Source organism: Leclercia sp. Marseille-Q4284 (assembly GCF_916618945.1).
GTDB lineage: Bacteria > Pseudomonadota > Gammaproteobacteria > Enterobacterales > Enterobacteriaceae > Enterobacter > Enterobacter tamurae.
Window position 1 is genome coordinate 1430857 of record NZ_CAKAKG010000001.1, and the last position, 19182, is coordinate 1450038.

Below are 19182 nucleotides of genomic sequence, written 5' to 3' on the forward strand. Positions count from 1 at the left end.
TTATTATTTTTTGTTACGGGCTATACAGCAATGATATAAATGATATAGTGGTTATAGTTAATCCTTTTCTTATTATCAAATCGTCTTAAGCGATTGCCCGTGTGCGCTCAATCGGATGGTCCCGCATGAAACTACAGCAGCTTCGCTATATCGTTGAGGTGGTCAACCACAACCTTAATGTCTCCTCGACCGCAGAAGGTCTTTATACCTCCCAACCCGGTATCAGTAAGCAGGTCCGTATGCTTGAAGATGAGCTGGGGATCCAGATTTTCGCCCGCAGCGGTAAACATCTTACCCAGGTGACCCCGGCGGGGCAGGAGATTATCCGTATCGCCCGCGAGGTGCTGTCGAAGGTCGATGCCATTAAATCCGTGGCAGGCGAGCATACCTGGCCTGACAAAGGCTCCCTGTATATCGCCACCACCCACACTCAGGCACGTTACGCCTTGCCGGGCGTGATTAAAGGCTTTATCGAGCGCTACCCTCGCGTGTCGTTGCATATGCATCAGGGCTCACCGACGCAGATTGCTGAGGCGGTCTCCAAAGGCAATGCGGATTTTGCTATTGCCACCGAAGCGCTGCATCTTTACGACGATCTGGTCATGCTGCCTTGCTATCACTGGAACCGCTCGATTGTGGTGACGCCGGAACACCCGCTGGCGGCCAAAACGTCGGTGTCGATCGAAGAGCTGGCTCAGTATCCGCTGGTAACCTATACCTTTGGCTTTACCGGCCGTTCAGAGCTGGACACCGCTTTTAATCGTGCGGGGCTGACGCCACGGATCGTCTTTACCGCCACCGATGCCGACGTGATTAAAACCTATGTACGGCTGGGGCTGGGGGTGGGGGTGATTGCCAGCATGGCAGTCGATCCGATAGCCGATCCCGATCTGGTGCGCCTGGATACCCAGGGGGTGTTCGGCCATAGCACCACCAAAATTGGTTTCCGTCGTAGCACTTTCTTGCGTAGCTATATGTATGATTTCATTCAGCGTTTCGCCCCACATTTAACCCGCGATGTGGTGGATACGGCAGTGGCGCTGCGTTCTAATGAAGACATCGAAGCGATGTTTAAAGATATTAAGCTGCCAGAAAAATAATACCCTGCGGTATCTTTCCTGCGGGAAGGATACCGTTATCCCTGCGTTAACCCGAATTAAACCCCGCCTCACGCTTGCCATTCTTCAGAATAACCATAGGGTTTTAGCGCTTTCTGTACCTGTCCTTAACAAAAATACAACCAAAATAGAAAATAAATAGCCGCTACGCAAATTCCTCGTTTCATTTATATATTTCCGCTCAAAAGATTAGATATTTCACGGTATACGATTGGTAAATTCGCTGGATTTTCAACTAAAGTTTCTTTAGGATTTATCTCAACCATGATTACTTATACCAATTGTTTGGTATCTAAATGATAAGCGATATCGATTGTATGAGGTTAGCAATGCCGTCAGGACGTCAGGATCCGCAACGGAACCCAGGACTTAAGCGTAAAGCCTGGCTGGCGGTGTTTCTCGGCTCCACGCTGTTTTGGGTGGTGGTGGCGTTACTGGTCTGGAAATTTTGGGGTTAACTATGACGGTACAGGGGCGCAGTGAAGCAGTGAAACCTATGTGTCAGCAACGTGACACTCGCCGCAAAGTCCGTAAAGAAGTTAAAGGGCAAGTGCCTGCTTCCTGGACACTGTCTCCGCAACAGCAAGCCTTCATTGATTCGTTCGCAGAAGACGATACCAAAAAACAATAATTCTGCCGCTCAGGCGTAGTGCATTAATAATCCAGTGCACTTTTGTACTCTTAAATAAATACACTTCAGCAATACCGAACTGAGCCAGACTCAGCCGTAAACAAATAAATAAAGACGGGTGTCACAATGATGAATAATATATCCGGAGTTAAATACTGGTCGTGGATCGCTGCGTTCTCCCTGTCGATTCTCTTCTGGTACCAGCTCATCTCCCTCACCTTACACTGAAAAATAAAGCCTCGCTAAAGCGGGGCTTTTTGTTTTTACCCTCTCCTGTAGTCTTAAATTTGTCCATTTGAGTTGTTATCAAATCGTTACGGTGACGATGTGTTATCTTTAATTACGGCCCTGATAAAGGTCAGGGTATCGCAATCCCGGTAATTAAGGAGGAGCTTATGTCGTTAACCTTACGCGAAGCCAGTAAGGACACATTGCAGGCCGAGAACAAAACCTATCACTACTACAGCCTGCCGCTGGCCGCCAGGGAGCTTGGGGACATCGCGCGTTTACCCAAGTCGCTTAAAGTATTACTGGAAAACCTTCTGCGCTGGCAGGATGAGGACTCTGTCACCAGCGAGGATATCCACGCCCTCGCCGGGTGGCTGCAAAATGCCCATGCCGACCGGGAAATTGCCTATCGTCCGGCCAGGGTCCTGATGCAGGACTTCACTGGCGTCCCGGCGGTAGTCGATCTGGCGGCGATGCGCGAAGCGGTTAAACGCCTCGGCGGCGATACCGCCAAAGTGAACCCGCTTTCTCCTGTGGACCTTGTTATTGACCACTCTGTAACCGTGGACCACTTTGGCGACGATGAGGCCTTTGAAGAGAACGTGCGTCTGGAGATGGAGCGTAACCACGAGCGCTATGTGTTTCTGAAGTGGGGCCAGCAGGCCTTCAGCCGCTTTAGCGTTGTCCCGCCCGGCACCGGTATCTGTCACCAGGTCAATCTCGAATATCTTGGCAAAGCGGTGTGGAGCGAACTGCAGGATAAAGAGTGGGTGGCCTACCCGGATACCCTGGTCGGTACTGACTCGCACACCACCATGATCAACGGTCTTGGCGTGTTGGGCTGGGGGGTAGGGGGGATCGAAGCTGAGGCCGCCATGCTCGGCCAGCCGGTCTCGATGCTGATCCCTGACGTGGTCGGCTTTAAGCTGACCGGCAAACTGAGTGAAGGCATCACCGCAACCGATCTGGTGCTCACCGTGACGCAGATGCTGCGTAAGCATGGGGTGGTGGGCAAATTCGTTGAATTCTACGGTGACGGGCTCGATACGTTGCCGCTGGCTGACCGGGCCACCATCGCCAACATGGCGCCGGAATATGGCGCAACCTGTGGCTTCTTCCCGATTGACGGCGTAACGCTGGAATATATGCGCCTCAGCGGGCGCAGCAGCGAGCAGGTCGCGCTGGTCGAGGCCTATGCCAAAGCGCAAGGAATGTGGCGTAACCCGGGTGATGAACCCGTGTTCACCAGCACTCTGGCGCTGGATATGGGCGAAGTGGAAGCCAGTCTTGCCGGGCCGAAACGTCCTCAGGATCGGGTGGCGCTGGCAGATGTGCCGAAGGCCTTTGCCGCCAGCACCGAGCTGGAGGTTAACACCGCCCACAAGGATAGCCGTCCCATTGATTATGTTATGAACGGCCATCAGTACCAGCTTCCGGATGGCGCGGTGGTGATCGCGGCCATTACCTCCTGTACCAACACCTCTAACCCCAGCGTGTTGATGGCGGCCGGGCTGCTGGCAAAAAAAGCCGTTACTCTTGGGCTGAAACGCCAGCCGTGGGTAAAAGCCTCGCTGGCACCGGGGTCCAAGGTGGTCTCCGATTATCTGGCCCAGGCCCGGCTGACACCGTACCTGGATGAGCTGGGCTTTAACCTGGTCGGCTACGGGTGTACCACCTGTATCGGGAACTCCGGGCCGCTACCGGAGCCTATCGAGACGGCCATCAAGCAGGGCGATATGACGGTAGGGGCGGTGCTCTCTGGCAACCGTAACTTCGAAGGTCGTATCCATCCGCTGATTAAAACCAACTGGCTGGCATCACCGCCGCTGGTGGTGGCCTATGCCCTGGCCGGCAACATGAATATTAACCTCGCGACCGAGCCGCTGGGGCACGATCGCAAAGGGGATCCGGTTTATCTGAAGGATATCTGGCCGTCAGCACAGGAGATCGCCCTCGCGGTGGAAAAAGTCTCCACCGACATGTTCCGCAAAGAGTATGCCGAAGTGTTCGAAGGCACGCCGGAGTGGAAAACGATTGAGGTGGCGCGCTCAGACACCTACAGCTGGCAGGATGATTCTACCTATATCCGTCTGTCGCCTTTCTTCGACGAGATGCTGGCCGAACCAAAACCGCTGGAAGATATTCACGGCGCGCGGGTGTTAGCCATCCTTGGCGACTCGGTTACCACCGACCACATCTCCCCGGCGGGCAGCATTAAAGCCGATAGCCCGGCTGGGCGATATCTGCAGAGTCGTGGCGTGGAGCGACGTGACTTCAACTCCTACGGTTCGCGTCGCGGCAACCATGAGGTGATGATGCGCGGTACCTTCGCTAATATCCGCATTCGCAACGAGATGGTGCCAGGGGTCGAAGGTGGGATGACCCGCCATCTGCCGGGCACGGAAGTGATCTCGATTTACGATGCTGCCATGAAGTATCAGCAGGAAGGCACGCCGCTGGCGGTCATTGCCGGGAAAGAGTACGGCTCCGGATCCAGTCGCGACTGGGCTGCAAAAGGGCCTCGACTGCTGGGCGTGCGCGTGGTGATCGCTGAGTCGTTTGAGCGTATCCACCGTTCAAACCTGATTGGGATGGGGATTTTACCCCTGGAGTTCCCGCAGGGGACATCACGTAAAACGCTGGGGCTGACCGGGGAGGAACGCATTGATATTGCGGATCTGCAAAGTCTGACGCCGGGTGCCACGGTACCGGTCAAACTGACGCGGGCGGACGGGCAAACCGAGATGGTGGAGTGTCGCTGCCGTATTGATACCGCGACAGAGCTAACCTACTACCAGAATGACGGCATCCTGCACTATGTTATTCGTAATATGTTGAATTAACGTGCTGTGACCAGCCCGGCATGCCTTGCGCTGCCGGGCTGTTATTTTTTATTCGCTAAGGAGATGCCCAAGCTTCGCCGCTTTGGTATCCAGATAGTGTTCGTTGTTCGGGTTGCGGCCCACGATCAGCGGCACGCGCTCAACAATGTTGATGCCAGCTTCGGTTAGAATCTCGACCTTACGCGGGTTGTTGGTCAGAAGACGCACTTCGTCCACGCCCAGCAGCTTGAACATATCGGCGCAGAGGGTGAAATCACGCTCATCGGCAGCAAAGCCTAACTGGTGGTTCGCTTCCACGGTGTCGTACCCTTGATCCTGCAGGGCATAAGCGCGGATTTTATTCAGCAGGCCGATATTACGACCCTCCTGACGGTGATACAGCAGGATGCCACGGCCTTCTTCCGCAATGTGCGACAGGGCGGCTTCCAGTTGAAAACCACAATCGCAGCGCAGGCTAAACAGGGCGTCACCCGTCAAACACTCGGAATGGACGCGAGCAAGCACTGGCGTCTGCCCGGAGGTATCCCCGAACACTAACGCAACGTGATCCTGCCCGGTTGCCAGTTCTTCAAAACCCACCATCAGGAAATCGCCCCATGGGGTTGGCAGATTGGCTTCTGCCACACGTTTAAGCTGCATGTGATTCTCCAGAAAATGCTGACACGCCTTGTGTCTGTTGCCTGTTTGGCTGTCGGTATTGTCATATTTTGCCACAAGCTGCGCGGGTTCACCTAATCACCGCAAGCTTAACGAACGTTAAACGCACAATCCGACATTTTTACGCGGTTGTAATTTTTCGGTTATGATTGTGAGGCTTATCGAAAAAAGGAGACGACATGCTTTCTATTGCCCGCCGCACGGCAGTTGGTGCAGGGATATTACTCATTATGCCTGCGACGGTATGGATATCAGGCTGGCAGTGGCAGCCTGGCGCGGATAGCGGGTGGCTTAAGGCGCTGTACTGGATCACAGAGACGGTCACCCAACCCTGGGGCATTATTACGCACGCGCTGTTGTGCGGATGGTTTCTATGGTGCCTGCGTTTTCGCCTGCGGGCCGCCATTATGCTCTTTGCCATTCTCGCCGGTGTGATCCTGATCGGCCAGGGACTCAAATCCTGGGTGAAAGATCAGGTTCAGGAGCCGCGTCCGTTTGTCGTCTGGCTGGAAAAAACTCACCATGTCCCGGTCAACGACTTCTACAATTTAAAGCGTAAAGAACGCGGCGAGCTGGTGAAAGAACAGCTTACTGAACAACAGGCTGTTCCGACATTCTTACGCAAGCACTGGCAAAAAGAGACAGGATTTGCCTTCCCGTCCGGCCACACAATGTTCGCCGCGAGCTGGGCATTGTTGGGGGTAGGATTGCTGTGGCCGCGTCGACGCACCTTCACTATCGCCATTCTGCTGGTGTGGGCGACGGGTGTCATGGGGAGCCGCCTGCTGCTCGGCATGCACTGGCCGCGGGATCTGGTGGTGGCCACCCTGATGTCGTGGCTGCTGATCATCTGTGCGACCTGGCTTGCTCAGCGCGTCTGTGGTCCACTCACGCCGCCAGTAGAAGAGAAGCGGGAAATAGCCGACAGGGACCAGGAAAGCTGACAGCGGTTGAAATTCTCATATTTAGCCGCAGATCTCACCGTGGCGCGATGCTTTTTCCGTTTCGCGCCCGTCCTTAAAATGGTAGTTTATAAGGCTGGCTACGCGATGTTGAACACTCTTTATTCGCTCAAACCACATAACGGGAAGTAATGTGAAATATTTACTCATTTTCTTACTGGTATTGGCGATTTTCGTCATTTCCGTCACATTGGGTGCGCAAAACGATCAACAGGTAACCTTTAATTATCTGCTGGCGCAAGGCGAATATCGGATTTCCAGCCTGCTGGCGGTACTCTTTGCGGCCGGGTTTGCAATCGGCTGGCTTATTTGCGGCCTGTTCTGGCTGAAAGTTCGGGTTTCACTTGCCCGTGCTGAACGTAAAATTAAACGTCTTGAATACCAGATTGCGCCCACGACCGACGTTCCGGTGAGTTCAGGTGTGCCGGTAGCGAAGGAATAATCAAAGATGCTGGAGTTGTTGTTTCTGCTTTTGCCTGTAGCCGCAGCCTATGGCTGGTATATGGGCCGCAGAAGTGCGCAACAAACAAAACAGGATGAAGCTAACCGCCTGTCACGCGACTACGTTGCCGGGGTTAACTTCCTTCTGAGCAACCAACAGGACAAAGCGGTCGACCTGTTCCTCGAGATGTTGAAAGAGGATACCGGCACCGTTGAGGCCCATCTTACTCTCGGCAATCTGTTCCGTTCCCGCGGTGAAGTTGACCGCGCCATTCGCATTCACCAGACCTTAATGGAAAGCGCCTCATTAACCTATGAGCAGCGTCTGCTGGCCGTACAACAGCTGGGTCGTGACTATATGGCGGCCGGGTTGTACGACCGCGCCGAAGAGATGTTTAACCAGCTGGTGGACGAAACCGATTTCCGCATCAGCGCCCTGCAACAACTCCTGCAGATTTACCAGGCCACCAGCGAGTGGCAGAAGGCGATCGACGTTGCCGAACGTCTGGTGAAGCTGGGTAAAGACAAACAGCGCGTCGAAATTGCCCATTTCTATTGCGAACTGGCTCTCCAGCAGATGGGCAATGAAGACATGGATAAAGCCATGGCGCTGCTCAGGAAAGGCGCTGCCGCCGATCGCAGCAGCGCGCGCGTCTCCATCATGATGGGGCGCGTGTACATGGCGAAAGGCGATTATCAGAAAGCGGTAGAGAGCCTGCTACGGGTCATCGAGCAGGATAAAGAGTTGGTCAGCGAAACTCTGGAGATGCTGCAAACCTGTTATCAGCAACTGGGTATGGCCGAAGAGTGGGTTGCCTTCCTGCGCCGCTGCGTGGAAGAGAACACCGGGGCGTATGCGGAGCTGATGCTGGCGGATGTCGTCCAGGAGCATGAAGGCAGTGACACGGCGCAGGTCTACATCACACGTCAGCTGCAGCGTCATCCCACCATGCGTGTCTTCCACAAGCTGATGGATTATCACCTGCACGATGCAGAAGAGGGGCGTGCTAAAGAGAGTCTGATGGTGCTGCGTGACATGGTCGGCGAGCAGATCCGCAGTAAGCCGCGCTACCGCTGCCAGAAGTGCGGTTTTACCGCCTATACGCTGTACTGGCACTGTCCGTCCTGCCGCGCCTGGTCCACCATCAAGCCGATTCGCGGCCTCGATGGGCAGTAATTTTTAAAAAAATCTCATTTTAGTTACAACATACTCTAAGTCTGGCATCCAGGCTGGTCGGTGCGCGCTGCGGTCTGGCAGGAATGGAAATGGAACCTGTTAATTTCAGCGAGGCACAGGTAGAATGCACGCCGTTTATCATTCCCGCGCCGATGCGGCGCCCATCGACGAGAAGGTCCGGTCATGACGTCTGTAGCTCCCTCTTCTTCCCGCGCAGGTACTGAATCTCCTGTTGTTGTCGCTCTGGATTACAACAATCGCGATAACGCGCTTGCGTTCGTTGATCGTATTGACCCGCGCGACTGCCGCCTGAAAATCGGCAAAGAGATGTTCACGCTCTTTGGCCCGCAAATCGTGCGTGACATGCAGCAGCGCGGCTTTGATATCTTTCTGGATCTAAAATTCCACGATATTCCTAACACTACGGCCCATGCGGTAGCCGCGGCGGCCGAGCTGGGCGTCTGGATGGTGAACGTCCACGCTTCAGGTGGGGCACGGATGATGACAGCCGCCCGGGAAGCCTTGCTGCCGTTTGGCAAAGACGCCCCCTTGCTGATTGCCGTCACCGTGCTGACCAGCATGGAAGCCAGCGACCTGCTGGATCTCGGCGTGACCCTGTCACCGGCTGAGCATGCCGAGCGCCTGGCGCGGCTGACCCATTCCTGCGGGCTGGACGGTGTAGTGTGCTCTGCTCAGGAAGCGGTGCGCTTCAAAAGTGCTATCGGTCAGGATTTTAAGCTGGTCACCCCAGGCATTCGTCCACAGGGCAGCGATGCCGGCGATCAGCGCCGCATTATGACCCCTGAGCAGGCGCTGGCAGCGGGCGTAGACTATATGGTTATTGGTCGACCGGTGACCCAGTCTGCGGATCCGGCTCAGACCCTGAAAGCCATCAACGCATCACTTCACAAGGGGGCCTAATGCGCGATACCAACAGCCGCCTGGTCTATTCGACCGACACCGGGCGCATCGATGAACCGAAGGTGGAAGCTGAGCGCCCGAAAGGCGACGGCATTGTGCGCATTCAACGCCAGACCAGCGGACGCAAAGGCAAGGGCGTTTGCCTGGTGACCGGCATTGATGCCGACGATGCCACCCTGACAGCCATTGCCGCCGAGCTGAAGAAAAAGTGTGGCTGTGGCGGATCGGTTAAAGATGGCGTGATTGAGATCCAGGGCGATAAGCGGGATCTGATTAAATCCCTGCTGGAAGCAAAAGGGATGAAAGTGAAATTAGCGGGCGGTTAACGCTTAGCAGAAACAAATAAGCCACGGTCGAGACCGTGGCTTATTGTTTTTATTTTGAGATAGCGCCAGAAACAACAGGGCGGTATCAAATGACTGCGGGGTAATCGGTAAGTTATTTAACCTGGTGACCGATGATACCACCCACTGCAGCACCACCCAGGGTACCCAGCGTGCTACCGTCTGTTAAGACGGAACCACCGATTGCGCCTGCACCCGCACCAATCGCGGTATTACGATCTTGTCTGCTCATGCCGGAGCATGCGCTCAGTGATAACGCCAGCGTGACAGCCAGCATAGCAGCGGATAATTTTTTGCTGTTAATAGACATAACTCATTCTCCTGAAATAGTGATCCACGGAAATAGCTCTGCTTAAATAAGTGTAAAACTCTTAAGCCAGTTTTCCATGAAACTTGATTGCGCAGGCGTTACAAAATCACGCAGGTGATAGTTACTTCCTGTTATATCGCTAACAATAATTTTACGTCTTTATCACTGATCCGACAGGTAAATAGTCTTAAAGGCTGCGTCAGAATAATCTCAGAGCGAAAGGGCAGAAAAAACGCCCGACGAGGCGGGCATAGAGGAGAGTCAGGCCGGTTTTTTGACGATATCGACGATCAGGCCTTCTTGCTGTAGCTTCTCGCTGTGGGCCGCTTTGATGCCCTCGTCAGTGATCACCCGATTGAAGCGGGAGACAGGGCCCATCGTGTAGGGATGCACTGCGCCAAACTTGGTGCTGTCGGTCAGCACAATGGCTTCAGCGCCTTTCTCAAGTACCGCGTTAACCACGTCAGAACGCATCATGTCCCGCCCGGTAAAGCCAGTCTCAGGCTGCCAGCCATCGATACCGATAAAAGCCTTGCTGAAATGCACCTGCTGAACATACTGACGCGTCAGTGGGCCAACCATGCTTTCGCTTTTTTTCTGATAGATACCGCCCAACAAAATGACTTCGCTGCGCGTCTCTTTCAGGAGATGAGCAATGTAGCTGCTCACCGTCACGATGGTCACATCCTCTTTCTGCTCAGCCAGCGTTCGCGCCAGCAGGGCATTACAACTGCCATTTTCGATAAACACCGTTTCGCCATTATTGACCAGAGAAGCGGCAAACTCTGCCAGTTCACGTTTCAGGGCGTAGTTGTTCATCATGCGCGTTTCGACATCTTCGCTGTCCAGCGGCACGGCATAGCCATGTGCGCGGCGCAGATAACTCATCTTTTCCAGAAGATTGAGATCCTGGCGGATGGTGACTTCTGATACGCCGGTGCTTTTAGCCAGATCAACGACGCTCATGCGACCCGTGTCGATCACCATCTGTAATATTATTTGTTGTCGGGAATTCATAGCATCCATATTAAAACGGCAGAGCCGTTAGTTGAAAACTGACATTACCATGTGGGCTGCTGTGACCCTTAAACTTCCCACGGCGATTTAGGCTGTGCTGCATCGCCGTTTTTCTGTGCGCCCGCCTGAGTCAGTAATTCTGATTTTAATATCTCGAGATTACGCAGAGCAGAGTTCACATCACCTGCAACCAGAATATCCAGCACAGTATCAATACGTTGGGCAACTTTCAGTGCATCGATATCAGACATAATCTCATCCCTAAATGAAAAGTGAATAAATTCAATGATGCAGAAATTGAAGGCAAAAGAGAAGGGAAAAAGTGTGCTAACGAAAGCACATTAATGGTAGTGATATTTTCGTACTTCTTTATACAGAGGACTTTAGTAGTGGATTAGTCTAATTCTGCGCGCAAGGCGCTTTTTTCTATGAGGAATTAGACTATGACAATTATCAATCAGGCTACCTGTAAACTGTTTACTGATTCTGTACGATTCACCCAACTCGCCGGTTACTACGAGGAGGAAAGACGCACCCTGTGGATGATGCTGCGAGCTCAGCCGCGCCCTTGCTTCAATCATGCCCTCATTGAGGAGATCATGAACCTGTCGTGGCTGGTAAGGCAGTCGGGGTTTGAGGTTGATTTTTGGGTAACCGGATCGCTGGTGCCAGATATCTACAACACCGGCGGGGATTTACGCTTCTTTGTTGAGTGCATAGAGAATGGTCGTCGCGAAGCGCTTCGGGCGTATGCTCGCGCCTGTGTGGACTGCGTCCATGCGGCGTCGCGGGGCTTTGATACCGGGGCGATCACCCTGTCGATGGTGGAGGGTAGTGCGCTTGGCGGCGGATTTGAGGCCGCGCTGGCGCATCACTTCCTACTGGCTCAGCGGGATGCGCGCTTAGGCTTTCCGGAGATCGCTTTTAATCTTTTCCCTGGCATGGGTGGCTACTCGCTGGTGGCGCGCCGTTCAGGCATGAAACTGGCAGAGGAGCTGATCTATAAAGGGGAGTCACACACGGCGGAGTGGTATGAGCAGCAGGGGCTGGTGGACGTGCTGTTCGAACCCGGTCAGGGCTACGTGGCGACACGGACCTTCATCGACACCTTACAACCTAAAATGAATGGCGTCAGAGCCATGCTGCGCGCCCGTCAACGGGTATTACAGTTGCCGCGCAGTGAGCTGATGGACATCACGGAAGATTGGGTGGACGCTGCATTCTGCCTGCAGCCGAAGGACGTGGCCTATATGCAGCGGCTGGTTCAGCTTCAGGATCGCCACACTGCATCAGGCCTGCGTAAAGCCAGCTAACGCGCGTTGCGTGCCTGGTAACGTTTAAACCATCGCTCGAATGCGACAGCGGGCATGGGCTTAGCAAACAGAAAACCCTGTCGTTCGTTGACGCCATTCTTCGTCAGAAAGGCGTCTTCTTTCGCACTCTCCACCCCTTCGGCAATGACCTGTAAATTCAGCGCCTGAGCAACGGCAACAATCGCGCGCACCAGCGACTGCGATACCGACTGCTTATGAATATCCCGGACAAAGGCCTGATCGAGCTTAATGGCATCGATGGGGAAGCGGGCCAGCTGTGATAGTGACGAATACCCGGTGCCGAAATCGTCGAGATGGATCTGCGCCCCCAGCTTGCTGAACTGCTGAATGACCGACAGCGCCAGCTCCTCGTTCTCAATCAGGCAGCTTTCCGTCAGCTCCACGTCAACCGGGCAGTACTCAAAGTCGAGATCCTTTAACGCCTGTTTCAAATCGCTGAAGATGGTTTGATCCGCCAGCTGACGGGCAGAGACGTTGACCGCTACCCGCAGGTTGATGCCTTTATCACGCCATTTAGCGATCTGGCGCACCACGTCGAGCATTACCCAACGGCCCAGCGGTACAATGAGCCCGGACTCTTCCGCATAGGAGATAAACTCCAGCGGCGGGATCAGCCCGCGTTCCGGCGACTGCCAGCGAACCAGCGCTTCGAGGGTTCTGACCTCGCCCCGCCAGGTAATTTTGGGCTGATAGTGGATCACCAGTTGGTCGTTATCCAGCGCCTTGCGCAGGTTCGTGTCCAGCCACAGGTATTCAAAGACGCGCTGATTCATCTCCGGGGAGAAGACGCAGAACGTCCCGCGGCCGTTCTCTTTAGCGGTGTACATGGCGGTGTCGGCATTGCGGATCACGCTCTCACGATCGGTTCCGTGCTGCGGGGCGAGAGAGATACCCAGCGAGCAGCCGGTATAGACTTCGATTAAACCAATCCGGAAGGGCTGGCGCAGTCGGGTCAGGATCCGCGAGGCCATGGCTTCCAGCGCGCCCTGGGAGGTGCCACTGGCCAGCACGATGAACTCATCCCCGCCCAGACGGGCCAGCACCTGCCCATCTTCCAGACAGCTGAGGATCGCCAGCGCCACGGCCTGTAACAGCTGATCGCCGAACATATGCCCGTAGGCGTCATTCACCTTTTTGAAATTATCGAGGTCAAGATAGACCACGCCCACCTGGGTATCGCCGCGCGTGTCGATCGCTTCGGTGATCATATCGTGAATAGCATTGCGGTTTGGCAGGCCGGTGATGGTATCGGTATTGGCCAGGACCCGGAGTCGCTCCTGGGCGCGGCGCTCTTCGGTGATGTCCGTCCCGGAACAGATAAGGAAGATTTCGTTCTTACCGCTGCCGCTGTGCACGAATTTATTCCGAAACAGGAACAGGCGTTGCCCTTTGCGGGTTTTGATCCAGCGCTCCACTTCATAGGAGCTACCGTCGCGAAAAAAACCGCTGATATTGCGGCGGGAGGCGGCGGCTTCGCTGCGGCTCATAAAAAGCTTGAATACGTTCTGGCCGATAACCTCCTGCTCCTTCATCCCGGTGTACTCTTCGCTCAGGCGGTTAAAGCGCTGAATATTGCCGTGCCGGTCTAGGATGACAATCACCGAGTTGGCTTCGGAAACCACCTGTTCGGCAAAGGATAAACCCTGCGCCAGATCGCGGGCAACGGAGGGGGTATCATGCCAGGCGGAGGCGGTGCCAGCCCACTCTTTTTTGGTGATTTTACGGCCCACCAGATGCACCGGCACCTCGGTTCCGTACAGGGAGAGCGTCATGGTAATACTGGAGGTGATCACCGTCATCTGGCGAATATGACTGGCCTGCTCATCGGAGAGCGCGACAACTTGCGTCGTATCGGCACTTTCACTGGCCGCAAGATGCAGAGCATTGCTGTCCGCCGTCAGTCGCCACCAGGGACTGTGGGTGCCCATGTAACGAAACAGCAAATTTTGCTCCAGATCGTCAATCATGCTCTCTCCCAGGCGCACTTAATTGCACACATTGTGCATTTTCAGTCGGTTTAATCGCGTTAAAACGGCGGTGACCCCGAGCTAAACTTATTGTTTTTCCCAGTATTCTTAATAGTAGAACGAGAATAGCGAAAAAGGATACAGGCGAATGAATATTCTACAAATGCACCATAGCGTGAACCCGCCCGTCGCTAATAATTGTGATCGCTTTTTGCAATTTGTGGGAGGAAAAGGTCAGTAAAAATAGTGAGAATGGGTTTTAGTGGTAATAAAAAAGTCGGATCACCCGGGGTGGGTGAATCCGACTTTTTAGCAGACAATAATCAGATGGCTGGGCGGGCGATGACGCTGCGTGTTTCCATACGCACTTCAGCGATAGTGACGTCAATAACCTCGGTCACTTTAAAGGCCACTTCACCTTTGATCTGAACGGTGCCGTTCTCCTGGCTGCAGACCAGTTCATCACGCACGGCGTGCAGGAACGGAGCCGGAATGAAGGCCACAGCGCCGTTATCCACCAGACGAACACGCATGCCGCCGCGGCTAATATCGATGATCTCGGCCGCAAAACGGGTGTCAGTCCCGGCTTTGTCTTTCAGGAAGCGGGCATACAGCCAGTCACCGACATCGCGCTCCGCCATGCGGTTAAGGCGACGACGCTCCGCCATCTGCACAGTGGTTTCGTCCTGCGGACGGGCGATGGATTCACCCTTGACGATCGCTTTCAGCAGGCGGTGGTTAACCATATCGCCATACTTACGGATCGGGGATGTCCAGGTGGCATAGGCTTCCAGACCGAGGCCAAAGTGCGGGCCCGGTTCGGTGCTGATCTCAGCGAAAGACTGGAAACGGCGAATGCGGCTGTCGAGGAAGCCGGACGGCTGTGCATCCAGCTCACGACGCAGCTTGCAGAAGCCGTTCAGGGTCAGGACTTCCTGCGGATCAACGTGTACGTCGTGGGTCTTCAGCAGGGCAGCCAGCGTTTCGCTATTTGCCGGGTCAAAGCCGGTGTGCACGTTATAGATGCCGAAACCGAGTTTATCGCGCAGGACGCGAGCGGCACAGATGTTCGCCGCAATCATTGACTCTTCAACAATGCGGTTAGCAATGCGACGCGGTTCAGCAACGATATCCAGCACTTCGCCTTTTTCACCAAGAATAAAGCGGTAGTCAGGGCGATCCTTGAATACCAGCGCATGGGTCTTACGCCACTCGCTGCGGCTCAGGCAGACGCGCTGCAACAGACGGATCTGTTCGGCAATGGCGTCACTGGCAGGTTGCCAGCTACCGCTGTTTTCCAGCCAGTCAGACACCTCGTCGTACACCAGTTTGGCTTTCGACTCGATGGTGGCGGCAAAGAACTCAATGTTCTCTTCGATGGTGCCATCGGCAGCAATGGTCATGCGGCAGGCGAGGACCGGACGCACTTCATTGGCGCGCAGGGAGCACAAGTCATCAGAGAGTTCGCGCGGCAGCATCGGGATGTTGAAGCCCGGCAGGTAGTTGGTAAAGGCGCGGATTTTGGCAGACTCATCCAGCGGGGTGCCTTCAGCAATCCAGGCCGTTGGATCGGCAATCGCCACGGTTAACAGCAGCTTGCCGTCAGCCTGCTCTTCCACATACAGCGCATCGTCCATATCTTCGGTGCTGGCGCTGTCGATGGTCACGAAATTGAGGGCGGTGAGATCGCGACGTTCCAGACCTTCGTCCAGCATCTCCGTCGCCGCGCCTTCTGGCGCTTCTTTTTCCAGATTATGGCGTGCCAGGGTGACCCACCATGGCACGAAGTGGTCGTCGCCAAAGGTAATAAACTGGGTCAGTTCGGCATAAAAGCCGCGGTCGCCCTTCAGAGGGTGACGGCGCATCTCAGCTACCGCCCAGTCACCTTCTTTAAAATCATGCTCGACGCCGCGCTCTGCGCGGCAAGGGATGGCGTCTTTCAGCAGGGGATGGTCCGGGATAATGGACAGACGGTCATCTTTACGCAGCACCTTACCCACAAAGCGGGTCAGGAAGGGTTCAATCAGCTCTTCAGGCTCGGCGGATTCACGATCCTTTTGGCTATGGATCACGGCAGTAATACGATCGCCGTGCATCACTTTCTTCATCTGCGGAGGCGGAATGAAGTAACTTTTCTGTGCATCGACTTCAAGGAAGCCAAAGCCTTTTTCCGTGGCTTTTACCACCCCTTCAGCACGTGGCGTCTGGGAATGCAGTTGCTGTTTAAGCTGCGCTAGCAGCGGGTTGTCCTGGAGCATAGTGATCTATTTTCGTAGCCATTGAGCGGCTGACAGTTTTACGCGAATCTCACTGCTACAGCAAGCGCTCTTTAGGTAATTAGTATGGTTATTCGCCTCTGCCGATGGCGATTTTAAGCCGGTTCAACCAGCCGCAAAAAGCGCTCCAGGTCAGCAAGTTGATAGCCTGCGCCAGAGGAAGCCCCTCGTCCGTCAGTGGGGTAAATTGCGCGGCGCTGAACCGATCCGGGGAGCGTGCCAGCTGTTCCACAGCGCGTCTCACCGCCTCATCTGAAGCACCCGCTGGCTGTGCGGCATCGAGCCCGCTAACCAGGATTTCACCGGTGTAATCGAGGAGCGCGGGCTCATGACACAGCACCGGCGTGAGCTGCTGCAATAGCGGCTCGGCCTGCCAGCGTTCAAGGGACGCCAGCTGTTGTGCACTGGCATTTCGTTGCTCAACGCCCGGGACGACTGGCTCCCAGGTATCCATGTTCAGCGCACTATCGTCAATCAGGGCGTGCAGCGGGATATGGTGCCCGGGCAGCCAGCGGACAGGATGGCCGAGCAGGGCCTGGAACACCGCCACCACCCGGGCCTGAAAGCCGACAAAGCCGATGATCTGGTTGATGGTCACAATGTCATACACCGTCAGGCCCACCTCATCGAGCTCCTGCTGCGCTTTGGTGTCGATCACGTCGGGTGAGCTGGCAAGCTGGCGGGCGTACTGGGTGATCTGGGCGAGACGGCGATTGCTTTCACGGGAGGAGTCGGGGCCGGGGAGCGGGGCGAGTAGCGCGGCGTAGTGATTACAGAGCCGCTGCACGCCACACACCTGGGCTACCGTCAGGGCGGTGCTGAATCGGTCATACGCGCTGAGCGTGCGCAGGCGATTGACCGGCACGGTGCGCGGGAAAAAGAGGTCGCACAGCGCCCGGGCCGGGGTTAACCAGCGTTCGCAGGCCGCCAGCAGCGACGCCGGTAATGTGAGGTTCAGCAAAAAACGATCCGCGACCTGTGCGGCTTCGGGAACCAAAGGCAGGACTTCCGTCGGGCTGCTACTGGACTGGGTTTCATGATACCAGTGGCCTTTGCCAGAAATACGGCGTTGTTCCATGTGCGTTCCTTGATCTCATAATGGCGATCAATATCCTGGCGTAAGGCGGATAAGCGGAAAAATATTGTTAGGTGATAACAAATAGCGGAACGGAATAACGAGGGGAAAAGCGGGGCGTAACAACAGGAAAACCTTCCCGCCGCAGCGGGAAGGTGACGAACTTATTTGATTTCCAGCTCGTTCATTGCAGCGATACTGAAACCGCCGTCAACGTGGACCACTTCACCGGAGATGCCAGCAGAGAGGTCAGAGCACAGGAAGGCCGCAGAGTTACCCACGTCTTCGATGGTGACGGTGCGACGGATCGGCGTAACCGCTTCGCAATGCGCCAGCATTTTACGGAAGTCTTTGATGCCTGAAGCGGCCAGGGTACGGATTGGACCCGCAGAGATCCCGTTCACGCGCACGCCTTCAGGCCCCATAGCGTTCGCCATGTAGCGCACGTTGGCTTCCAGAGAGGCTTTCGCCAGGCCCATCACGTTGTAGTTCGGGATGGCGCGCTCAGCACCCAGATAGGAGAGGGTCAGCAGGGCTGCGCCCGGGTTCAGCATGCTGCGGCAGGATTTTGCCATCGCCACGAAGCTGTAGGAGCTTATATCGTGGGCAATTTTGAAGCCTTCACGGGTAACCGCGTTCACGTAGTCGCCATCCAGCTGGTCGCCTGGTGCGAAACCGATGGAGTGAACAAAACCGTCAAATTTCGGCCAGGTTTTTGCCAGCTCAGCGAACATGCCATCGATGCTTTCATCTTGTGCAACGTCGCATTCCAGAACAATGCTGGAACCCAGCTGCGCGGCAAACTCTTCTACGCGGCCTTTCAGCTTGTCGTTCTGGTAGGTGAATGCCAGCTCAGCGCCTTCGCGATGCATCGCCTGTGCGATGCCGTATGCGATGGAGAGTTTGCTGGCAACGCCGGTTACCAGAATGCGCTTACCGGAAAGAAAACCCATAGCTCTGATCCTTATAATCATTGTGGTGGCGGCTGCCGTCTTGCTGGGCACCCGTCGTTAAAACGCGGCGATAATAGCATGGGTCGCCAATAGAATTAATCCGACCACTCTGCAGAGCCGATCAGCGGTCTTTCCGCCAGGCGTCGGCGGTTAAGGCTTCGCCAAAATGCCCGGCAATTAAACGTTTGGTCAGATCGTGAAGCGGCGCGGCCAGCACCGACGCGGTACTGCCGCGTTCCACCACCGAGCCTTCATGCATCACCAGCACCTGATCGCTGATGTGCTTCATCATTCCCAGATGCTGGGTGACGTAAATATAGGAGATTCCCTGTTTCTCCTGCAGCTCCAGCATCAGATTGATTAACTGAGAACGCATCGACATATCCAGCGAGGCCAGCGCTTCGTCAGCGATAATCACTTTAGGTCGCAGGATCAACGCGCGCGCCAGGCCGAGACGCTGTTTCTGGCCCGGGGCCAGCATGTGCGGATAGTAACTGACATGATCCGGCAGCAGCCCGACCATGCGCAGGGTTTCGATAATCTGCTTACGCCGCGCTTCAAACTCCAGATCGGTATTCAGACGCAGCGGGAAATCGAGGATCTGTGAGATACGCTGGCGCGGGTTCAGCGAGGTCGAGGGATCCTGGAAAATCATGCGGATCCGCTGACTGCGGAACGAGTAATCGCCAAACTTCAGCAGATGGTCATCAATCAATACTTCGCCATCGGAGGGTTCGATCATCCCGGCCAGCATTTTCGCCAGCGTCGATTTCCCCGACCCGTTCTCACCGATAATCGCCAGGGTCTGCTTTTCCCGCAGGGTAAAGCTCAGCGGCTTCACCGCTTCGACGGTCTGACGGTGGAATAAACCGGTGCGGTAGCGAAAGGTCTTACTCAGGTTGCGCACTTCCAGCAAGGTTTCGACCAT

At 55.1% G+C, this 19182-nt stretch carries 19 protein-coding genes; 10 read left to right on the forward strand and 9 right to left on the reverse strand.

What is annotated here, in order from left to right:
- The first annotated feature begins 125 nt into the window (after nt 1–125).
- The 4 genes from cysB (at nt 126) to acnA (ending at nt 4820) form a co-directional block, all read left to right on the forward strand.
- Entirely contained in the window at nt 126–1100 is a 975-nt protein-coding gene (gene cysB / locus LG383_RS06675) for an HTH-type transcriptional regulator CysB (protein ID WP_106993152.1), read from the forward strand.
- Nucleotides 1101–1435: 335 nt separating this feature from the next.
- Nucleotides 1436–1576, forward strand: coding sequence for a YmiA family putative membrane protein (locus tag LG383_RS06680; RefSeq protein WP_225758618.1), 141 nt, complete (start codon nt 1436–1438; stop codon nt 1574–1576).
- Nucleotides 1577–1875: 299 nt separating this feature from the next.
- Nucleotides 1876–1977 (forward strand): small membrane protein YmiC, encoded by a 102-nt coding sequence (ymiC, locus tag LG383_RS06685; protein WP_225758619.1) that lies wholly within the window; start codon nt 1876–1878, stop codon nt 1975–1977.
- 167 nt (nt 1978–2144) lie between these two features.
- Entirely contained in the window at nt 2145–4820 is a 2676-nt protein-coding gene (acnA, locus tag LG383_RS06690; RefSeq protein ID WP_225758620.1) for an aconitate hydratase AcnA, read from the forward strand.
- Between the two features lie 48 nt (nt 4821–4868).
- Here acnA and ribA read toward each other — a convergent pair whose 3' ends face one another.
- Complete coding sequence (gene ribA, locus LG383_RS06695) at nt 4869–5459, reverse strand: GTP cyclohydrolase II (RefSeq protein ID WP_106993149.1); 591 nt, start codon at nt 5457–5459, stop codon at nt 4869–4871.
- 197 nt (nt 5460–5656) lie between these two features.
- Here ribA and pgpB point away from each other — a divergent pair, with 197 nt between their 5' ends.
- The 5 genes from pgpB (at nt 5657) to yciH (ending at nt 9304) form a co-directional block, all read left to right on the forward strand.
- Nucleotides 5657–6421, forward strand: a complete 765-nt coding sequence (pgpB, locus tag LG383_RS06700; protein WP_225758621.1) for a phosphatidylglycerophosphatase B — start codon at nt 5657–5659, stop codon at nt 6419–6421.
- Nucleotides 6422–6572: 151 nt separating this feature from the next.
- Nucleotides 6573–6881 (forward strand): LapA family protein, encoded by a 309-nt coding sequence (locus tag LG383_RS06705; RefSeq protein ID WP_106993147.1) that lies wholly within the window; start codon nt 6573–6575, stop codon nt 6879–6881.
- A 6-nt stretch (nt 6882–6887) separates the two neighbouring features.
- The gene (gene lapB / locus LG383_RS06710) at nt 6888–8057 is read left to right on the forward strand and encodes a lipopolysaccharide assembly protein LapB (protein WP_106993146.1); all 1170 of its coding nucleotides are present in this window, start codon (nt 6888–6890) and stop codon (nt 8055–8057) included.
- A 183-nt stretch (nt 8058–8240) separates the two neighbouring features.
- Nucleotides 8241–8978, forward strand: a complete 738-nt coding sequence (pyrF, locus tag LG383_RS06715) for an orotidine-5'-phosphate decarboxylase (RefSeq protein WP_225758622.1) — start codon at nt 8241–8243, stop codon at nt 8976–8978.
- Entirely contained in the window at nt 8978–9304 is a 327-nt protein-coding gene (gene yciH / locus LG383_RS06720; RefSeq protein WP_106993144.1) for a stress response translation initiation inhibitor YciH, read from the forward strand. The genes pyrF and yciH overlap by 1 nt, the downstream gene beginning before the upstream one ends.
- A gap of 112 nt (nt 9305–9416) precedes the next feature.
- On the opposite strand, the gene osmB is transcribed toward yciH, so the two are convergent.
- The 3 genes from osmB to LG383_RS06735 form a co-directional block, all read right to left on the reverse strand.
- A complete protein-coding gene (gene osmB / locus LG383_RS06725) occupies nt 9417–9632 on the reverse strand; it encodes an osmotically-inducible lipoprotein OsmB (RefSeq protein ID WP_106993143.1) in 216 nt (71 codons plus the stop codon).
- A 261-nt stretch (nt 9633–9893) separates the two neighbouring features.
- On the reverse strand, nt 9894–10649 hold the full coding sequence (locus LG383_RS06730) for a DNA-binding transcriptional regulator YciT (protein ID WP_106993142.1): 756 nt from the start codon (nt 10647–10649) through the stop codon (nt 9894–9896).
- Nucleotides 10650–10717: 68 nt separating this feature from the next.
- Nucleotides 10718–10900, reverse strand: a complete 183-nt coding sequence (locus LG383_RS06735; protein ID WP_106993141.1) for a hypothetical protein — start codon at nt 10898–10900, stop codon at nt 10718–10720.
- A 192-nt stretch (nt 10901–11092) separates the two neighbouring features.
- Between LG383_RS06735 and LG383_RS06740 the strand changes: the two genes are divergently transcribed.
- Entirely contained in the window at nt 11093–11962 is an 870-nt protein-coding gene (locus LG383_RS06740; RefSeq protein ID WP_106993140.1) for a crotonase/enoyl-CoA hydratase family protein, read from the forward strand.
- Here the strand turns inward: LG383_RS06740 and pdeR are convergent.
- From pdeR to sapF, 5 genes are all read right to left on the reverse strand, one after another.
- Nucleotides 11959–13950, reverse strand: a complete 1992-nt coding sequence (gene pdeR / locus LG383_RS06745; RefSeq protein WP_225758623.1) for a cyclic di-GMP phosphodiesterase — start codon at nt 13948–13950, stop codon at nt 11959–11961. The two genes, LG383_RS06740 and pdeR, sit on opposite strands and share 4 nt — an antisense overlap.
- Before the next feature lie 323 nt (nt 13951–14273).
- Nucleotides 14274–16208: an exoribonuclease II gene (locus tag LG383_RS06750; protein ID WP_225758624.1), complete on the reverse strand. Its 1935-nt coding sequence runs from the start codon at nt 16206–16208 to the stop codon at nt 14274–14276.
- An 88-nt stretch (nt 16209–16296) separates the two neighbouring features.
- Complete coding sequence (locus LG383_RS06755; RefSeq protein ID WP_225758625.1) at nt 16297–17304, reverse strand: CMD domain-containing protein; 1008 nt, start codon at nt 17302–17304, stop codon at nt 16297–16299.
- Nucleotides 17305–17465: 161 nt separating this feature from the next.
- Nucleotides 17466–18254 carry an enoyl-ACP reductase FabI gene (fabI, locus tag LG383_RS06760; protein WP_225758626.1) on the reverse strand — a complete coding sequence of 263 codons (789 nt, stop codon included), beginning with the start codon at nt 18252–18254 and terminating at the stop codon, nt 17466–17468.
- A 121-nt stretch (nt 18255–18375) separates the two neighbouring features.
- Nucleotides 18376–19182 carry a putrescine export ABC transporter ATP-binding protein SapF gene (gene sapF, locus LG383_RS06765; RefSeq protein WP_106993135.1) on the reverse strand — a complete coding sequence of 269 codons (807 nt, stop codon included), beginning with the start codon at nt 19180–19182 and terminating at the stop codon, nt 18376–18378.

Bases quoted from the DNA above. Each gene is read 5' to 3' on its own strand.
- LG383_RS06750 (WP_225758624.1), bottom strand. From the start codon at position 16,208: ATGCTCCAGGACAACCCGCTGCTAGCGCAGCTTAAACAGCAACTGCAT.
- fabI (WP_225758626.1), bottom strand. From the start codon at position 18,254: ATGGGTTTTCTTTCCGGTAAGCGCATTCTGGTAACCGGCGTTGCCAGC.
- pgpB (WP_225758621.1), top strand. From the start codon at position 5,657: ATGCTTTCTATTGCCCGCCGCACGGCAGTTGGTGCAGGGATATTACTC.
- osmB (WP_106993143.1), bottom strand. From the start codon at position 9,632: ATGTCTATTAACAGCAAAAAATTATCCGCTGCTATGCTGGCTGTCACG.
- acnA (WP_225758620.1), top strand. From the start codon at position 2,145: ATGTCGTTAACCTTACGCGAAGCCAGTAAGGACACATTGCAGGCCGAG.
- LG383_RS06735 (WP_106993141.1), bottom strand. From the start codon at position 10,900: ATGTCTGATATCGATGCACTGAAAGTTGCCCAACGTATTGATACTGTG.
- lapB (WP_106993146.1), top strand. From the start codon at position 6,888: ATGCTGGAGTTGTTGTTTCTGCTTTTGCCTGTAGCCGCAGCCTATGGC.
- pdeR (WP_225758623.1), bottom strand. From the start codon at position 13,950: ATGATTGACGATCTGGAGCAAAATTTGCTGTTTCGTTACATGGGCACC.
- LG383_RS06755 (WP_225758625.1), bottom strand. From the start codon at position 17,304: ATGGAACAACGCCGTATTTCTGGCAAAGGCCACTGGTATCATGAAACC.
- cysB (WP_106993152.1), top strand. From the start codon at position 126: ATGAAACTACAGCAGCTTCGCTATATCGTTGAGGTGGTCAACCACAAC.
- LG383_RS06680 (WP_225758618.1), top strand. From the start codon at position 1,436: ATGAGGTTAGCAATGCCGTCAGGACGTCAGGATCCGCAACGGAACCCA.
- LG383_RS06730 (WP_106993142.1), bottom strand. From the start codon at position 10,649: ATGAATTCCCGACAACAAATAATATTACAGATGGTGATCGACACGGGT.
- yciH (WP_106993144.1), top strand. From the start codon at position 8,978: ATGCGCGATACCAACAGCCGCCTGGTCTATTCGACCGACACCGGGCGC.
- ribA (WP_106993149.1), bottom strand. From the start codon at position 5,459: ATGCAGCTTAAACGTGTGGCAGAAGCCAATCTGCCAACCCCATGGGGC.
- pyrF (WP_225758622.1), top strand. From the start codon at position 8,241: ATGACGTCTGTAGCTCCCTCTTCTTCCCGCGCAGGTACTGAATCTCCT.
- LG383_RS06740 (WP_106993140.1), top strand. From the start codon at position 11,093: ATGACAATTATCAATCAGGCTACCTGTAAACTGTTTACTGATTCTGTA.
- ymiC (WP_225758619.1), top strand. From the start codon at position 1,876: ATGATGAATAATATATCCGGAGTTAAATACTGGTCGTGGATCGCTGCG.
- sapF (WP_106993135.1), bottom strand. From the start codon at position 19,182: ATGGTCGAAACCTTGCTGGAAGTGCGCAACCTGAGTAAGACCTTTCGC.